9 protein-coding genes are annotated in these 16,976 nt (G+C 40.4%); all 9 read left to right on the top strand.

From position 1 onward, the window contains the following. The first annotated feature begins 85 nt into the window (after positions 1-85). Positions 86-2,512: a cellulose biosynthesis cyclic di-GMP-binding regulatory protein BcsB gene (locus tag DP114_RS06930; protein WP_171975760.1), complete on the top strand. Its 2,427-nt coding sequence runs from the start codon at positions 86-88 to the stop codon at positions 2,510-2,512. 96 nt (positions 2,513-2,608) lie between these two features. Further along, positions 2,609-5,206: a glycosyltransferase family 2 protein gene (locus DP114_RS06925; protein ID WP_169265280.1), complete on the top strand. Its 2,598-nt coding sequence runs from the start codon at positions 2,609-2,611 to the stop codon at positions 5,204-5,206. A gap of 302 nt (positions 5,207-5,508) precedes the next feature. Continuing rightward, positions 5,509-6,054, top strand: coding sequence for a GIY-YIG nuclease family protein (locus tag DP114_RS06920; protein ID WP_171975759.1), 546 nt, complete (start codon positions 5,509-5,511; stop codon positions 6,052-6,054). Between the two features lie 397 nt (positions 6,055-6,451). After that, positions 6,452-6,859 carry a hypothetical protein gene (locus DP114_RS06915; RefSeq protein ID WP_169265282.1) on the top strand — a complete coding sequence of 136 codons (408 nt, stop codon included), beginning with the start codon at positions 6,452-6,454 and terminating at the stop codon, positions 6,857-6,859. Between the two features lie 854 nt (positions 6,860-7,713). After that, entirely contained in the window at positions 7,714-7,911 is a 198-nt protein-coding gene (locus tag DP114_RS06910) for a hypothetical protein (protein WP_171975758.1), read from the top strand. Between the two features lie 60 nt (positions 7,912-7,971). After that, on the top strand, positions 7,972-10,491 hold the full coding sequence (locus DP114_RS06905) for a GH116 family glycosyl hydrolase (protein ID WP_171978133.1): 2,520 nt from the start codon (positions 7,972-7,974) through the stop codon (positions 10,489-10,491). Between the two features lie 1,983 nt (positions 10,492-12,474). After that, positions 12,475-13,287, top strand: coding sequence for a putative HlyD family type I secretion protein (locus tag DP114_RS06900; protein ID WP_171975757.1), 813 nt, complete (start codon positions 12,475-12,477; stop codon positions 13,285-13,287). Between the two features lie 195 nt (positions 13,288-13,482). Continuing rightward, positions 13,483-13,824, top strand: coding sequence for a HetP family heterocyst commitment protein (locus DP114_RS06895; protein ID WP_169265285.1), 342 nt, complete (start codon positions 13,483-13,485; stop codon positions 13,822-13,824). 2,928 nt (positions 13,825-16,752) lie between these two features. After that, positions 16,753-16,974 carry a hypothetical protein gene (locus DP114_RS06890; RefSeq protein ID WP_169265286.1) on the top strand — a complete coding sequence of 74 codons (222 nt, stop codon included), beginning with the start codon at positions 16,753-16,755 and terminating at the stop codon, positions 16,972-16,974. The last annotated feature ends 2 nt before the right edge of the window (positions 16,975-16,976 follow it).

Here is a 16,976-nt window from a genome sequence, read left to right as displayed (position 1 = left end):
TGGGTACATCTCGCCAACCAAACTCACACAAATCACAACCACAAAACCAGAAAAAATCCTACTATCCCTGAAGTGACACCGTCATATGAAGTCGTTGTTTCATCCTTCCAAAATCAGCACAAAAGCAATTATTTTGACTTTTTGCTTGTTACTGTTTCCTACTTCATTACCAAACGCTCAAGCTCGTAGCGAAGAAGGTTTACTAGAGGATAACTCACAAAAAAATAGTGAAATTTATCAGCGGCAAAAGTCTTCTGAAAAAAAGCAAACTATTTTGTTGGCTCAAGCAAAAAAACCCAAAGTCGATAGCCTAGAAGAAGAAGAAAAAGAAGACACAAGCGAAAACAAAAAAGAGGCTGATGATCCAAAGAATTTGATAACGTACAACCTGGAATTTAACCGCAGTCCGATTGTCGGCAACCGTATGCGTCTACGAGGACTGAATGCGGAAGCCCGCCTTGGCTTTAACCGTCCTCGTGGCTGGAAAATCGGAAAGCTTCAAGCTTTAATTAAATTCCAGCACTCACCATCACTGTATGCCAACCGTTCTAATCTAACGGTATTTATCAATGACACTGCCGTAGGCAGCATATCGCTCAACCGTAAACAGTCCCAAGTTGGTCAGGTGCTGATCAATAATATTGATCCTAAGCTGCTTCAGGACTACAACGAAATCAAGTTTGTTGCTCAGCAAAATACATCACAACAATGTAGTGATCCTCATGATCCTAATTTGTGGACGGATATTCTGCCAGATTCCAAATTAATTTTCGGTTTCAAAAGGCAGCCAATTCCTCTCAACTTTACCCGCTATCCCTATCCTTTCTTTGATCAACTCGGCTTAGAAACTAACAATATTGTTTACGTCCAACCAAATCAAGTCAATCAATATTGGTTGACAACAACCGCTCGTTTGCAAGCGGCATTTGGTAGATTTGCAGATTTTCGCCCCATAAAAACGAGCTTGGTATCTGATATAAAGAGTGTAAAACCTGAACAGCGGTTAGTGATCATTGGCACTCCGAGTGAGCAGCCAGCTTTAACCTCTTTGAAATTACCTCTTTCTATAGCTGGTACTCAAATTCTCGATATCAATCAAAAACCTATACCAGAAGATACAGGAGTGCTGATCGCAGCGACGACAAAAGAAAAAGATGGTACACCTATCTTAATTGCGACTGGTAATGGACCAAAGGGTGTGGCAAACGCAGTACAGTTTTTGGTGCAGCCAGACTTGCGAAAAACGGGAACAGGTTCAATCATTTTTGTCAATAAAGTTAAAGAAGCGACAACACCTGAACCTCGACAATGGCCTCGTTATATTCCAGAAGAAAATAATTTTAGACTCAGCGACATAAGAACTCCACTCAATAATGAAGGTTTTGGTGATGTGACTGTGCGTGGTTCAGCAACAGCGCCTGTTACAATTGATTTCCGCACTTTACCTGATGACAGATTTTTGCGTGGCAGTTCCATGAACCTAGTTTACAGCTATGGTCCACAGATGAACCCGAGAACCTCTGCGCTCGAAGTGTTACTCGACGGCAGATACATTGGCGGGACACGTCTGACTTCAGATTCTGGAGAAACCCGCCAAACCTTGAAAGTTGATTTACCAGCAAGCTTGTTGCAGTCCAACTCTCAACTCCAAGTGTTCTTCCGGATGAATCCCAAAGAACCATTTGACAAGCAAAAATGTCTGAGCGCAGCAGATCAACAGTTAATAGGTACACTTCATGCTGATACAAGCTTCGAGTTAAAACGGGAACCTTCTGTACAACTTCCAGATTTAAAGTTGTTGCAATTTGGTTTTCCGTTTGCTGCACCTCAGGATTTATCTAGAACGGCGATCGTCTTGCCACAAAACCCATCTAATACAGATATACTCACCTTGCTAGCATTGAGCGAACGTTTGGGACGGCTGAGTCAAGCAGAGTCTATCAAATTCCAGGTTTATACGCCAGAATCAATTCCTGACTCAGTTCGCAAGAATGACCATCTTGTGGGAATTGGTACGCGGGATAAATTTCCTTTTCCGGAAGTCTTTAGATCCACTGGCTTTAACTTGAGTCAAGGATTCTCTCGCGTATTAGCTCAAGGTACGATTCAAACTCCACAGGATTCACAAGGTTTGATTAAGCAAATTGTTTCCCCTTGGAGTAACGAGCACGTCATTCTGGCTTTAACAGCTCAGACAGAAACTGGTTTACAGCGAGTACGACAAGTGGTTGAGCAAGACCCGTTGTTCTTCCAATTAAAGCAGGATACAGTGCTAGTTGGTAGCGATAATAACAATCCATCTCCCTACGATACAGGCGATTATCAACTACAGTTTATCCGTAGTGCTCCCTCAAAAACTCGTGTAGAAAATACCAATTTACTCAGTAAGACATCGCGCTTGCTGCAAGAAAATTGGCTCCTGCTACCTATCGGTATTGTAGGTGTCTCGCTTTTACTTTATGGAATTATTCAGTTGTATCTCAAGCGCCTTGCTGGTGCTGATAGGAATTAATTGTCACCGCCGATACACGCGGATCTAACAGACAATTCTCTGCATTTATCTGCGGTTGAAATCCCAATTTGAAAATCTAAAATCCAAAACCGAAAAATGTCTTCTTCATCAAATTCCCCTAATCGAGGGCGTTTTAACTTAAGTCGATGGCTCATTGATCTCACGCCCCGATTTTTTGACCGCGCTTTAGAAAATGTGGGTGCCAAACAGTTTAAGTGGCTTGTTTTGCTGCTTCTGGTTCTTTCAGTTCCACTGATGATTGCCCCCCTACGAATCTGGCAACAAGCAGTCATTGGCTTGTTTTTGGTAATACTTGGTCAATTGATCATGCGAGCTGAGGATCAAGAGTCTTCTGCGGAAACTAGCCAGTATTATCACTTATTTATGGTGTGGCTGAGTTTGGTAACAACGTTGCGTTATTTGTTTTACCGCACAAGTTACACTCTTAACTTTGATGGCTTGCTTAACAGCATTGTTTGCTTATTTCTGTATGCTGCTGAACTGTACGCTGTTCTCACCTTGGTACTGGCTTATTTTCAAACCCTAAGAATCAAAGAACGTCAGCCGGTTAGTCTTTCTAACATCCCTCAAGAAGAATGGTTCAATGTCGATATTTACATTCCCACCTTCAACGAAGATGTTGAAATTGTTCGCAAGACTGCTTTATCAGCAATAGCTTGCGATTATGCCCCTGGTAAAAAAATGATTTATGTCTTAGATGATGGTCGTCCAGAAAGGTACCAAGAAAACGACCCACGTCGAGAGAAGTTCCGGGCAAGACGAGAACAGATCCGGCTAATGTGTGAAGAAATTGGTTGCACCCACATGACGCGGGACAACAACAAGCATGCTAAGGCAGGTAATATCAACAATGCCTTTAACAAAACTGATGGTGACTTAGTTTTGATTTTAGACTGCGACCATATCCCCTCGCGTCAATTTCTGCTGAATGCAGTAGGCTTTTTCTACGATCCAAAGGTATCGTTTGTCCAAACCCCCCACTGGTTCTATAATCCTGACCCCTTTGAGCGCAATTTGCTCACTCGTGGTAGCATCCCTGTAGGTAATGAACTGTTTTATAAAGTGCTGCAAAAAGGCAATGATTTTTGGAATGCTGCCTTTTTCTGCGGTTCAGCAGCTATAATTCGCAAGTCCCACGCCTTGGAAGTTGGGGGAATTGCCGTTGAAACTGTGACAGAGGATTGTCACACAGCACTACGGTTGCACTCTCGCGGTTACAAGTCTGTTTATTACGACAAAATCATGGTAGCTGGGTTAGCCCCAGATACGTTCTCTTCCTATGTCGGTCAACAAGTGCGCTGGGCTAGGGGTATGGCGCAGATTCTGCGACTGGAAAACCCTCTGTTTAATCCCTGGCTGAAATTAACGATTCCTCAACGGATTTGTTATTTCAGTGCGACTTCGCACTTCTTATATGGATATCCCCGACTGGTGTATGCAGTTGTTCCCACCTTGTTCTTATTGTTTGGTATCAATCCCATCCGAGGTCTAGGTTTGGAAACTCTGGCATACGCCGTACCACACATTCTTCTGGCTTTATTCACCAACCATCTCATTTACAAAAACGTCCGGTTTTCTTTTTGGAACGAAATTTTTGAATTTGTTATGGCTTTCCAAGCGGGGTGGGTGACGATGTTGGCGCTGATCAACCCCAAACTTGGTTCATTTAACGTGACTGACAAAGGAGTGAGTATTAGCAAACGTACCTTTGACTGGCAGTCAATGCGTGGTCTAATAGTCGTGAGTGTGTTTGTTAGCGCTTCCTTATTTGCTGTTCCCTACTGGTTGCTACTTCGTCCAGAGGATTGGCAAGCAGTTTTAGTCAATACCTTGTGGTCAGGTTTTAATTTGATTCTGCTGATCGCAGCATTACTGGTTGGCTTTGAACAGCCGCAAGTGCGTGCTTCTCACCGTTTGCAGCGACGCCTTAATGTGGTTATTACTAGTGGTAACTACACATTTAGGGGCGAAACAGTCAATATCTCAGAAACTGGAGCGTTGATTTCTTTAGAATCTTGGCCTAATTTACCAGATGAAGTTGATGTTGAGATCATGGGAGATTTTACTGCTCGTGTCTCCCTCACAGCAAGGGTTGTGCGAGTTTCTCCTGTAAGTGATGAAAAGACGCTTTTGGCAATTGACTTTGTCAGTCCTAACCGCGCCCAAATGGATAATTTAATCCTGATTTTGTATTCTGATGTACGAGAGTGGTATTCTCAGAAGCGGGAGTCTGTAGATCAACCAATGACTTCTCTTGGCTTCCTTGCTACCAGTCTGACTCGCTCTTTTCGGGATCTCAAACCCATCATCCGTAACCAGGTACGCAAACGGGTGAGTGCCGTTGGTGAACTTTACTGGGATGGTCATTTCTTCCCTGGAATTGCCACAGAACTAGGGGTAACAGGTTTACGGCTGGAAATGCGGAGTAAAAAATCCAAATCCGGTAATAGACTGCTTGGACAAGAAGACTTGCACAAGATGCGAAATCTCAAACCACTCGTTGGTTTGCTGTTGAGTCGAGAGGAGGGGAATCCCTCACCTAGTAAGTTGGTTGCTGAAATTTTTGTGGTGAAAGAAGAGATAGATGACAGGATTGTCATTGATTTAAATTTTCCGACAGAATTCAAGCAACGCCAAGGTACTAAAATTAAACAGCTTTTGCAAGTGTTGTAGAAGAGGTTATTGTCAAGTGCCTACACTGCATACTTTATGTAGAGTGTAGGCTTCCAGTTTCGCCCACCCTCCGGGCGTTGGAAACCCAACCAAGAGCGCTGGTCTCACGGTTGCTGCCTTTAAATAATTTTGTGGCAAGAAGGGAGTAGAATATCTCCAATACTTCATCTTTTTTCAGTTCTTAACAAATCATTGCAAATCAAATGCGTTTATGCAATTTGTAGAAAAGTTATTATTACTTATGAGTTTTGTCAGCAAGCATGACTACTAAACCTAACTAATAACCGTTTTCAACTTTCTTTATGACAACAGAAATAAATATTCCTTCTTTAACCAATATTGAGTACATTCCATATATTGACGAGAACGGTCAATTGCCAGAACAATTGCAAGGTAAAATTGGAGTATACGCAATTTTCGATCAAGAAAAAGTGTTGCAGTTTGTAGGATATTCCCGTGATGTTTATCTCAGCTTGAAGCAGCACTTAGTACGTCAACCCAAAAATTGTTATTGGGTGAAAGCTGAAACAATTGAACGTCCTAATCGTACGATTTTAGAAAAGATAGAGCAAACTTGGATTGCTGAAAATGGCACTGTCCCTACTGGAAATCAAGATAATAAAGACAAGTGGACGCAAGCGATAGATGCCAAAGCAACCATGACGCCTGAAGAACAGGCAAATTATAACAATCCTGCCAATGATGAAATAGCGCAAACTAAAATCATTAAAAATGTGGCACGTCGCGTAGAAGCTGAAATCATAGCAGTTTTAGAATTACGTGGTTTACAAACACAAATTCGCTTTCATCCTAAGTTGAAAGAAAACGGCTTGTTGGATTTGAAATAAGACCGTTGCATATTTACTGTAACTGACTGTAGAGGTATCAGGTATAGGGGGTCATTACCCACATTTACTAAGATGTATGGTCTGATGTTTCCGTCGCCTAATGTGGCATTTTGGCAACCAGATTGATTTTGTGAGCAGTATTGTAGCTGTTAATAGGTGATTGCACCAAAAAGCAATCAGAAAGCTAAAACTCCTCTTTTCGGTTAATGACGAGCCTGGTACTGTACGATACTAAATCAGTATTAATCGTTATGCTTTCATGGTTTGCATCCTCCCCAGGCTTGTCACCTGGGGATTTCTTTGGTCAATTTAACTTGTACGAGATTTAACTAGTAATGATGTTAAATTTTTTCATCTAGTTTCTTTTTTCCTGTTCTTCTTTTTTAGGGATGTAAATGTGAACAAGAAAATTCAGATCATCGGGGAGCATCATGTGAATATGGACGATGAACGCGGTAGTGGTAGATTTTGCTTAGAGGTGTTGAGATTAGCTAATCTGTACTTCACCAACAAAGTATCTGTGTGGGATTCCAGTTTTGCTGTAAAGGGCAGTGCTCTTTCTGGTAACTTGCAAACATCATCCTCTCAACCGACAAACAAGCAAATTTCTCTCTCAAGTGCTTTGGAACTCAAACAACCAGGAATCTTATTCTGTGCTTGGCAAAGGATTCAACAAAATTTTGCAGCAATTCCCGTTCTGTTTACAAATAATTTCGGGATTTCGGCATTGGTTGCGGAGTTTTTCCAAAAAAGGGTTCAAACCCCTCTCTCTGATATGAGCAATATGGGTCTAATATCAATTTAGAGAGTTTATTGGAGAGTTTGTTTTTGCAGTAGTTACAAAATCTATAATCTATCACTAGCCATGAAGTACCTTTGGCGGTGGGTTTCCAGTTCGGTTTGGTTTGATGCAAGTATACTAGTTTGTCGCAAGACACCATGTTGATAGTGGCTTGTAGAAAATGCTCTTAATATTTAGTTGAGAAGCTCTAATAAGGGTTTTTAAAGAAACTCTAACTCACGAGCCACATAGTTGCGTTATCAAATCGTGGACTTTTTTCCAGTTAGCAATAGTTAATAACAAGAAAATTTAGATTCAACCAATGCCTCTAGTTTTTCTAGACTAGATTGCTGTTTTTGTCTGAAGTTTTTAAGGTTGATTCTGGTTACTTGTTGACGTACATATTAGCACGTTCAAAGACAAAACGATCAACACTTTTTGGTGTGAGTTGGAAAATAATTATCAGGCAAGCACTACCAGCTAGCGCCTTGCATAAATATTTGCCTTTTCCTTAAATCAGTGCCACCTGTCAGCCACACTCGCTGTATGCGTATGGTGAGACAAGCTGCTGCTTTCAGGGAAACCTTAAAAGTAGGCTAGTGGCTTAGAACTGCTACCACTGAGCGAAACCTTACGTGATAACTGGTAAAGTGACATGTTCATCGCTTCATTCATGCAAGTATGAATTGTGTGAATAGAGGTAAGCTTTTGTCTGGCACTACCTTTTGTCAGTGCGAAGTCCAGAAATTATGCTTGTAAAAAATCTGAACATCTGCTGATTACAACGACAGTATCTATCGATTACAAAAGAAGCAGACATGAATCAGTTAATGACAACTGTATCAATTCGTGTCTTATGGATGTCATAGGAGGTTTTCTTGTTAAAGCGACAAACTAAAACATACCGCACAGCACTTGCACCGTGGGCTGTTGTTCACTTGGTTTCACCAACTGAGCGAATTGTGATGAATCGATTCCGCAGCCGCAGTGATGCCGATGGTCATCTTACAATTTTGCAGCGGCTGATGCCACAAGCTGATTTACGAGTGATTGTTGACGTAGAGCAAGACAATTAAAAAATTTCGACATTACTTACAGATCTAGGAACGGATACCTAAACGCTGTATAATCCAATGATGAGAAAACTGCCATCTTCCGTAATTCCCTCTTGCACTTGGAGTCGTCCCATCGGTTTAGGTTGGGACGAACCTTACACAGTCCGTTATGCCAGCAATATTGATGATGGTTATTGGCACGGTATGCCTTTGGGCGGTTTTGGTGCAGGTTGTATTGGTCGTTCCTCACGGGGAGATTTTAATTTGTGGCACATTGACGGCGGTGAACATGTATTCAAAAACATCCCCGCGTGTCAATTCAGTGTATTTGAATCTTTTGGCTCATCCTCGCAAGCCTGCGCTTTGTGTACTGAACCTCCTGAAGACGCAAGCCTTAGAACATGGCAGTGGTATCCGGGAAGTAAGAAAGTAGGGAGAGAAGAAAACAGTGAGGAAGTGAAACAAACTTCTGTGACTCCCTCATCACCCCAATCCCAAACGGGAACTTATCACGCTCTATACCCTCGTAGCTGGTTTGTTTATGAAGGGGTGTTTCAAGCAGAGTTAACCTGTGAGCAATTCTCTCCTATTTGGGCAGGAAATTATCAACAAGCAAGCTATCCAGTCGCGGTGTTTCTGTGGACTGCACACAACCCAACTCATGCACCTATTAGTCTTAGTATCATGCTCACTTGGGAAAATATGGTTGGCTGGTTTACTAATGCTGTGAAATCTCCTCTGGTTCGGGTGCGGGATGATGGAAGCCCAGTTTATGACTATCAGCCACGTTTAGGCGAAAGTCAAGGTAATTTTAACCGGATAGTTGAAAACAACGAAAGTATTGGATTGTTGTTGGAGCCGGTTAATATGACTGAACCCCCTCAAGAAGGAGAGGGACAGTGGTGTATTGCTACTCGCAAACAACCAAATGTTGAAGTCCAGTACCACACGCGTTGGAATCCAGTTGGGACTGGGGAAGAAGTCTGGCAAAGCTTCGCCCAAGATGGCTCTTTGCCTAATCACGTCGATAATACTCCAGCAGCAGAAGGTGAACAGATAGGGGTGGCTCTTGCTGTACGTTTCACTCTTCAACCAGGCGAAACTCTCGAAATTCCCTTCGCACTGACTTGGGATTTGCCGATCACAGAATTTGCCGCCGGGACTACATATTATCGCAGATATACCGACTTTTTTGGTAAAAGTGGAAAGAATGCTTGGACAATAGCATCCACCGCTTTAGCAGAATATCATGTTTGGCAACAACAGATTCAATCTTGGCAACAGCCAATTATTGAGCGCCAAGACTTGCCAGACTGGTTCAAAATGGCTCTGTTTAATGAGCTTTATGATCTGACCAGTGGTGGAACTCTCTGGAGTGCGGCAAGTGATCGCGACCCTGTTGGTCAGTTTGCCGTATTAGAGTGCTTAGATTACCGCTGGTATGAAAGTTTGGATGTGCGGCTTTATGGTTCTTTCGCCCTCTTGATGCTGTTTCCAGAACTAGAGAAGGCGGTGATACGTGCCTTTGCACGAGCAATTCCCAGTTGTGACGAGACACACCGTATTATTGGCTACTATTACGTGATTGGTGCGGAAAGTCCGATGGCAGTTCGTAAAACCGCAGGCGCTACACCTCACGATTTAGGTGCACCAAACGAACATGTCTGGGAGAAAACAAATTATACAAGTTATCAAGATTGCAATCTTTGGAAAGATTTAGGTTGTGATTTTGTATTGCAAGTGTACCGAGACTTCCTGCTGACAGGTGCTGACGATGTGGAATTCCTGGCAGAGTGTTGGAATCCTGTTGTGCAAACTCTAGACTACCTGAAAAGGTTTGATAAAGATGAAGATGGTATTCCGGAAAATTCTGGCGCACCTGACCAAACTTTTGATGACTGGCGCTTGGTAGGAGTCAGCGCTTATTGTGGTGGGTTGTGGTTGGCGGCAATGGAAGCGGCGATCGCCATTTGCGATATTTTATTAAACTCCATAGACCAAAAGGAAAACACCTCTACACAGGAGTGCGATCGCCCTTGGAAAGCATCCATTGACATAGAGGAATTGGTTCAACAAAAGTCTATCTACGAAACTTGGCTGACACAATCTCGCCCTATTTACCAAGAAAAACTCTGGAATGGGCAATACTATCGACTGGATAGTGAGAGTGGATCTGATGTGGTTATGGCAGACCAGTTATGTGGGCAATTCTATGCTCGTTTGTTGGGTCTACCGGATATTGTACCTGTTGAGTGCATCCTCTCTGCTTTAAAAACTGTTTACGATGCTTGTTTCCTCAAGTTTTACGATGGGAAGTTCGGTGCTGCTAACGGTGTTCGTCCTGATGGTTCCCCAGAGAACCCCAACGCAACTCATCCCTTGGAGATTTGGACGGGAATAAATTTTGGATTGGCGGCTTTTCTTGTGCAAATGGAAATGAAGGATGAAGCTTTTAGGATTGCATACGCTGTGGTGCAGCAAATTTATGAGAATGGGCTACAATTCCGCACACCTGAAGCTATCACTGTTGTTGGTACTTTCCGTGCTAGTACTTATCTTCGTGCTATGGCAATTTGGGCAATTTATTTGCTCATTGATTAGCCATAGGTTACAGGTTAGGGATTTTTACCTGCTGTCTATTTTCTATGCGAAATTAACATTTTATACCTAACAATTCAAGTCGTTTTTATCTGTCAGACAATATTTTTTCACCTCTTTCCGGACTTGAGCTACTAACTCCAGAAGTATTATTTAGGACTGCTCTTATAATATATCGATTCACACCGAGTTTTAAGGGCTTATAAGTAGGGAGTTACTGTTGAACAATCTAAAAACTAGTAGCTTGAAATACATGAAAAACTAGTAATGTAGAGAAATGTTTACAGATGACAAGTTTCCGGGTAGGGAGTTTCTTTCAATTCAAAATTGCTGTAAATCTTTTTTGAAAGGCTTCTCAATCTTTTCGCTTCAACACAAAACAACATTGTCCAGTTTATTTAAACACACAGACGAAACGATGAATATATTTTCGTCGTGAACAGTTCACTGAGAACAGAAATTTATAGGTAAAGAGCAGTTCTTTCCAAGGTTCAGAGTTCAAAAGCTGCTGAAACCATAGCAAATATTGATTTTTACCAACAAGCAATTCATCTGTGCCCTTGAATGATCCGGTTATGGCGTCGCTATCTTTTTATTCAACAACAGAGTTCATCAGATTGTGGTGCAGATTATCTGGCGATGATTAGCTGTTGTAGTGGTAAATGTTAGTCGCGATCGTTGCTTGAAACGCCACTTGCTAGCCAGCGCCAGTACGTCTGTGTAATTCCTACAGACAGACTACACCAAAGTGTAGCCTGTCATAAACATACTTCAAGGGTTTTAAGGATAGCAAATGGCGTGTGATTAGTGTGAAATATTTTCCCTTCTACACGGCTTCTTTACATCCTACTCAGTACTAAGAAACAACTGAACTGTGTAGCGTCAAAATTTCAAATAAATACAAGTATTTTTTAAATTTAGCGAGCAGCATATTGTACGACTTCTCCTTTTTGACTGAAAAATTCAAGAAATCTACACAGTCGCAGTATGCTACTTTTGCTTTCTCAAATACCTTAGACAGTGTTTGGTTGTAATTAAGACAGTCTATCTCTAAAAAGTCTTAAAATTTTACCATGAATATGTCATGTAATCAGAATATATCAGCATTATTTTAAGATTTTTTGTGCCAAGTCCATAACAAACTCATCGTAGATTTGGATTTGCCTGTGAAAATGAAAATTTAACTATGTGGTGGATCTTAAGTGAGATAACGATAACAATATGTTTTCCGGCAATTGTAAAAAATATTCTCACGAATTCTCTCTAGTAAAGATTGTCTAAATGCTACTTTTGCTGATATATTTTGAAAGTATTAGAACATTTACTCACATCTCAAATCTAGATACTTCTTGAGGAGATAAAAGCCTTACATTCAGTGTGTATGAGGGGTATTACCCCCTAATATCTAACACTTTAGACAGAAAACGTAAAGTTGATAAAAATTGAGTTAATCTAGAAAGATAATCGAAATAACGTTGAAAAAAAATAATTTAGGAGATGACATTTACGGAAAAAAATAGTATAAATACGAATATGGGGATTAAGGATTAGGGATGCTTAATTTTTCTCATCAACCCTAAAAAGTATGCTATTTTACTTAATGACTCCTAATTATTTGGTATAAAAATGGAAGTTAGTTGTAACAGAAACAAATAACTTAATTAGGGGAGAGTAAAATTTTAAAAAGATAAAATTGCATCTACGGAAACCCACTAGAAAATTTTTCAGAGCAGATATATAACATGGATAAGGTAAATTAAGTTCTCTGGTAAAGTAAGCAAAAGTTACAGTCGATAACTCACCAGCAACTGAGTGGTCTGGAAATCAAAATTGTAAGTTTAATAACCCTCTATTGTATTGTGTCCGTCTGTAGAAATTGCTTTTTTAAAAACTAGCTGCTGAATTTCATCGAAACATAACATCATTCCGGCTTAGCAGCAAAAAGACTTGAATAGAAAGTCAGGTTTGGGATCATCAGGACAGATCATGAACAGTATCATCAGGTCAAATGCAGTGGAAACCTTAAGCACAACAGAGAATACAGGGATAAATTTTCATAAGTTGTATCCCTGCTGTGATTCGGTTTCACAAACAGCATTCATCTACGCAAATCATTTAACTTCAATAAAAGAGGCTTTACCAAAAGCACCTATAGAGACACGCTTCCCGAGGGTTACAAAGCCTCAAATAGCAAATAAAAATGCAGGATATTGCTCTACATCCTTAGAGACATTGCTTGATCAACTACCTTTAACCGTTGCTCATTTAGTGACGTTGAGGAGCATAACTTTTTTTACAACGGTTGTTGTTTGGGCGTGGACAGGAAAGATTCAACAGGTCAGTCATGTTCGAGAAAAATTTGTAGCACTAGATTCGCCTCACAAACTTCAGCTACAAGATCTGAGCAAAGTCCTTAAGACTGGAGTTAAAGAAGTTCAAGAGTTCAAAACAGGTCAGGTTGTTGCAGAATTTGACACAGAGCCTTTGCTTTCAAAAGTTGAAGTGCAAAACCAAGATTTAGCACCCGACCAAACACACTTCAACCACATCAAAGATTTGATGGCTCGAACTCGAACACTTGCTCAAACTCGTGCATTAGCCAGAGCACAAGAGAACAAAGCTGGCTTAGGAGCATCAGATAAACTCGAACCACAAAACGCAGAAATGCCAACACAGCCTACAGAACGACTAAACCAAAGGCAGATTCAGCAATTGGTTATGGGAATGACTAACTTGCAAAATAAAAAAGTGCAAATCAATCTTGATGCATTTAGAAAGGTCGATTTCAGTACTAGTTAAAAAAGCTACATCTATTCTCTCAACACCAAAACTCCCAGCCGCTGCAAAATAGTTCCCTATCGCCCTATCACTGATATTTCCTTTAAAGCAATGCAATATCTGCAAACAGGCAAGAACAGTTGATATACCTTCAATTGAACACAAATAACCAAAGAAACTGATCAGCTAATTTACTTTCACAACAACACAAATACCATGAACCAAAATATGTCTTGCAGTCATCAGTTAGATAAAAAACTTCCTCCAGAACAATTCGACCAAGTCGTTGAGGCTATTCTTGCTGGTAAGTATTCCTGGGCTTGTGTTCTTATGCTACGTTTTGCAGGCTACAATCCTCTACATTACATTCCCTACCGTACTTACAACCGACTGCTTAAAGAAAATTCTCATGTTAGTAGGTCAAATCAACAGGAAAACGAAAATCTCAAAGTTACTAATATCTCTTCTGACAAAAGGTCCCAAAGCCATCTCACATCAACTAACTGCCTCAGCAAAATTAAAGATAGACCATTACTTGAGGTGGTTGGTAAGAAATAAACAAAAACCCGTGGTGGGAATTTGGAACAGTGGTTAACAACACAAGTGGACGAATATGAATCCACCAGTCCTGAAATGGCTTCAGAACAAGTTAATCTTTTCTCTTAAATTCTGTAAATTCAATTACACACTTGCTGGAGTAAATAGATTCACAAAAGACACATCTTTGAGTTGTTTAGTATCTGCCATGCTGATTTACAGCGATTTTCATCTATTTGAACCACTATTTTTTATAGGGGTACAAGGCATTGCGCCCCGGAGAGTGTGGTTTATTTACCCGAAAACTGCTGTAATATCTATAGCATGGCGGTTTTGAAGTTAAAAACCGAAGTTGTGGAGCAAAAATCTCACCCCTGTCCCCTTATGCCCAATGCCCTATGCCTTAAAGGCAAGCTACTTTGCGAACGTGGGAACTCGGAGTACCCGTCTTTTTGCCTAACAGAGGGTGTCCGTGAGGGCGGAGTAAGCTGATACGTACTTGGTTAAAAATCTAGAGTTTCTCTAAGTTTTAGACTTTAACTGATCCATATTCTGCTATGGATAACTTGATAAGTAACTACGCAATTTAGATAACTGACAGCTTTTTATTTTAAATATGCCAAAGTGGCATATTGATACAACCTATTTTGTATAAATTATAAATAACATCAAAGAAATCGATTGATGCCTAAAATTTATTCTAAAGGAGAGAAGAAATGATTATATATAATTTTTCTTAACTGTTAAATATGTCGAATCTGTTGCCGAAATCGTCAGCATCTTGTAGAGTATATAACTTCTACACGTAGACCAACAGATCCAAAGTTGCAAATGGTGGTTCTTTTTCACAAAAAGTCTCAGCAAAGAGAAATTGGAGTGGTATCTTCCCCCAATCCAAAGATGTAAGGCTGCTACCTAATCTATTCTAGGTTGTAGCAAAGCTGACAGAACTTTTAGTGTGAAAAACGAAATAGCAACACCAGACTGTTGTCAAGGCTTGTAGAACTTATAGTTTTTTCTTACTTGTGTGTGAATAAGTGTCATCCTACTCCTCCCAAAATAGGACTGTCACTGCGCAAGTTTACTTGTAATTTATGTAGAAATCACTGGAAGCTCAAACGATAAGTTAGCTTCCAGTTTTTGTTTTAATACGGTTCGCTTAAAGCTAAAAACACTGAAACAATCTAGATTGAGCAGGACACTTGTGTGCCAAAAGTTGTCTGTTGCTTACGTTTCCTCCCAAGCGCACAACCCCATAAGTCTTATCAAAAAGAACTCAGAACTCAGAACTGAGGAATCAGAATAAGAAAGAAAGAAAGACAAGCGCATAAATTGTAGAGTTCAGCGAACGGAAGTCTTTGAGTTTAAAACCCCACCGTCTATACGGTCGCCAGTACTGCGGGAGGGCTTTAATGAGCTTTGTCGAAGGGTAACCCTGGTGCAGGATAAGAGCGTTGTATTCAATTGGTTGGGTGCTGCACCGATCCAATCATATTGCTGGGTTCTGCCTTCTGACAACTGAATTCTTCTTCAAGTATCTGGGCTTTAGGCAGTCGCAAAGGCGCGGGAAACTCATCATTCGCACGCTCCGTTTCTTCCAGAGGGAAAATGCCTAATGCTATCGTCTGGGAAGCGGCTCAAAGGGTGTCTACAAGCCGGGACATGCACCGCAGGTGTATTCAACGAGGGTTTAGTCAAGGAGATAGGCTACCAGCCCTTCCTCGGAACTGCTCACTGTCTCACCACTACGTACGTACCGCTACATACGTAGGCATCTAGAAAGAAGCCAGGCTGAGAGCAGATTCACTTGAGGCAACCTGTGCTAGTAAAGATATTACTTTTTCGAATTATGTTTTGTTAATACTGTCAATACTACTAAAGTATGAAATTCTTATGCTTTAGTTAGTTACATGAAAATCACTTGTGTAGTTGACGTTTAAAGATACAACTTTTTACTTTTGACTTTTTCTCAAAATGTATTATTGGTTACTCAATGCCAACTTTTATTTCAAATTATTAAAAAATAATATGAATTTAGATTTTTATACACAAAAATTTTTTTTTACACAAACATTAATATAAAATAATGATAAAGTTAATATATTTTTTTTCAAAAGTAAAGATGAAGAATAAAGACTTTATAAAGACCTCTTGACAAGAGGTACGAAAATTTACTAATAAATTGTTTGGTAGTTTCATTGAAGGAGTGTGCTAGATTAATTCCTGGAGTTGTTTTTTTATCACTCCCAAGTCTCATAACCCATATTCCTGATTGAAGAGCAACCTAGTAGGTGCTCCATTGGTAGGTAAAAATTATATTCTTGCCTGCAGTCACCAATTTCTCGCTGCAGGCGCGAAAATAACGAATTTATACTGTTCCGACAGCAAAGTTAACTGTTTTTCTTTTCTGAAGTTACCTGGAAGTTCCTTGTAAACAGAATTCACCCTGAGCCAGACAGACTCAGATCTTTGCTCTGCCAAATTCTGATTAGTTCTTAGGTTTCGGTTGGATTTTGATTCAATTTCAGATACAGTGGCTATCTTGCAGGATACTTAGAAGGAGTCCTTCGACTCATGATCAAGTAACTGCTTGTATACTCTCTAACATCATATTAACAACATAGTGTTGTATGTAAAGGATCTAACAGCCATGTTTTTCAGTTTGTTGACTCAGGGATGCTTACTGCCATTTACTAATAAAATTTATTCTTACTTTGTTAGTCGGTGCGTCTTTATAGCTTTCTCTTTAAATTCAAATAAATTTGATGTGTTTGCAACTCTTTGATTACTCTATTCGTTGCGGTTACCCCAGAAACCGGAAGATAGAAGAATCAAAGTATATAAACCTGGGATAGCCCCCCTAAACCCCATAACAGTAGGGGAGCGGTTCCCAAGGTTAGCTATACGTCAAACACACAATTAATTAGCTTCCCAGGACTAATTAAGTATGTGGCTGTCAACCCTTTGCGCGGGAACTTGCAACAGCTACAGCGGATTCATGTGCCCACTTTTTTGACGTTAACTAATATTATGTTACACCAGATAACTCAACGGCAAGCTTTTGCAAGCTTAAATAGCACTATTGATAGATGGGTGTATGCTACTCTGCAACTGCTGGCTCAACGAGAGTGTAGTTTACGGTCAACCAGTTTAGTTGAGAGTAAAGACTGAAT

This window comes from Brasilonema sennae CENA114, assembly GCF_006968745.1.
GTDB lineage: Bacteria > Cyanobacteriota > Cyanobacteriia > Cyanobacteriales > Nostocaceae > Brasilonema > Brasilonema sennae.
The sequence above is the reverse complement of the archived record's forward strand: the minus strand, read 5'-3'. Positions and strand labels throughout refer to the sequence as shown.

Excerpts from the sequence above, each read along its gene's own strand:
- DP114_RS06925 (WP_169265280.1), top strand. The coding sequence starts at position 2,609 with ATGTCTTCTTCATCAAATTCCCCTAATCGAGGGCGTTTTAACTTAAGT.
- DP114_RS06920 (WP_171975759.1), top strand. The coding sequence starts at position 5,509 with ATGACAACAGAAATAAATATTCCTTCTTTAACCAATATTGAGTACATT.
- DP114_RS06930 (WP_171975760.1), top strand. The coding sequence starts at position 86 with ATGAAGTCGTTGTTTCATCCTTCCAAAATCAGCACAAAAGCAATTATT.
- DP114_RS06905 (WP_171978133.1), top strand. The coding sequence starts at position 7,972 with ATGAGAAAACTGCCATCTTCCGTAATTCCCTCTTGCACTTGGAGTCGT.
- DP114_RS06895 (WP_169265285.1), top strand. The coding sequence starts at position 13,483 with ATGAACCAAAATATGTCTTGCAGTCATCAGTTAGATAAAAAACTTCCT.
- DP114_RS06900 (WP_171975757.1), top strand. The coding sequence starts at position 12,475 with ATGAACAGTATCATCAGGTCAAATGCAGTGGAAACCTTAAGCACAACA.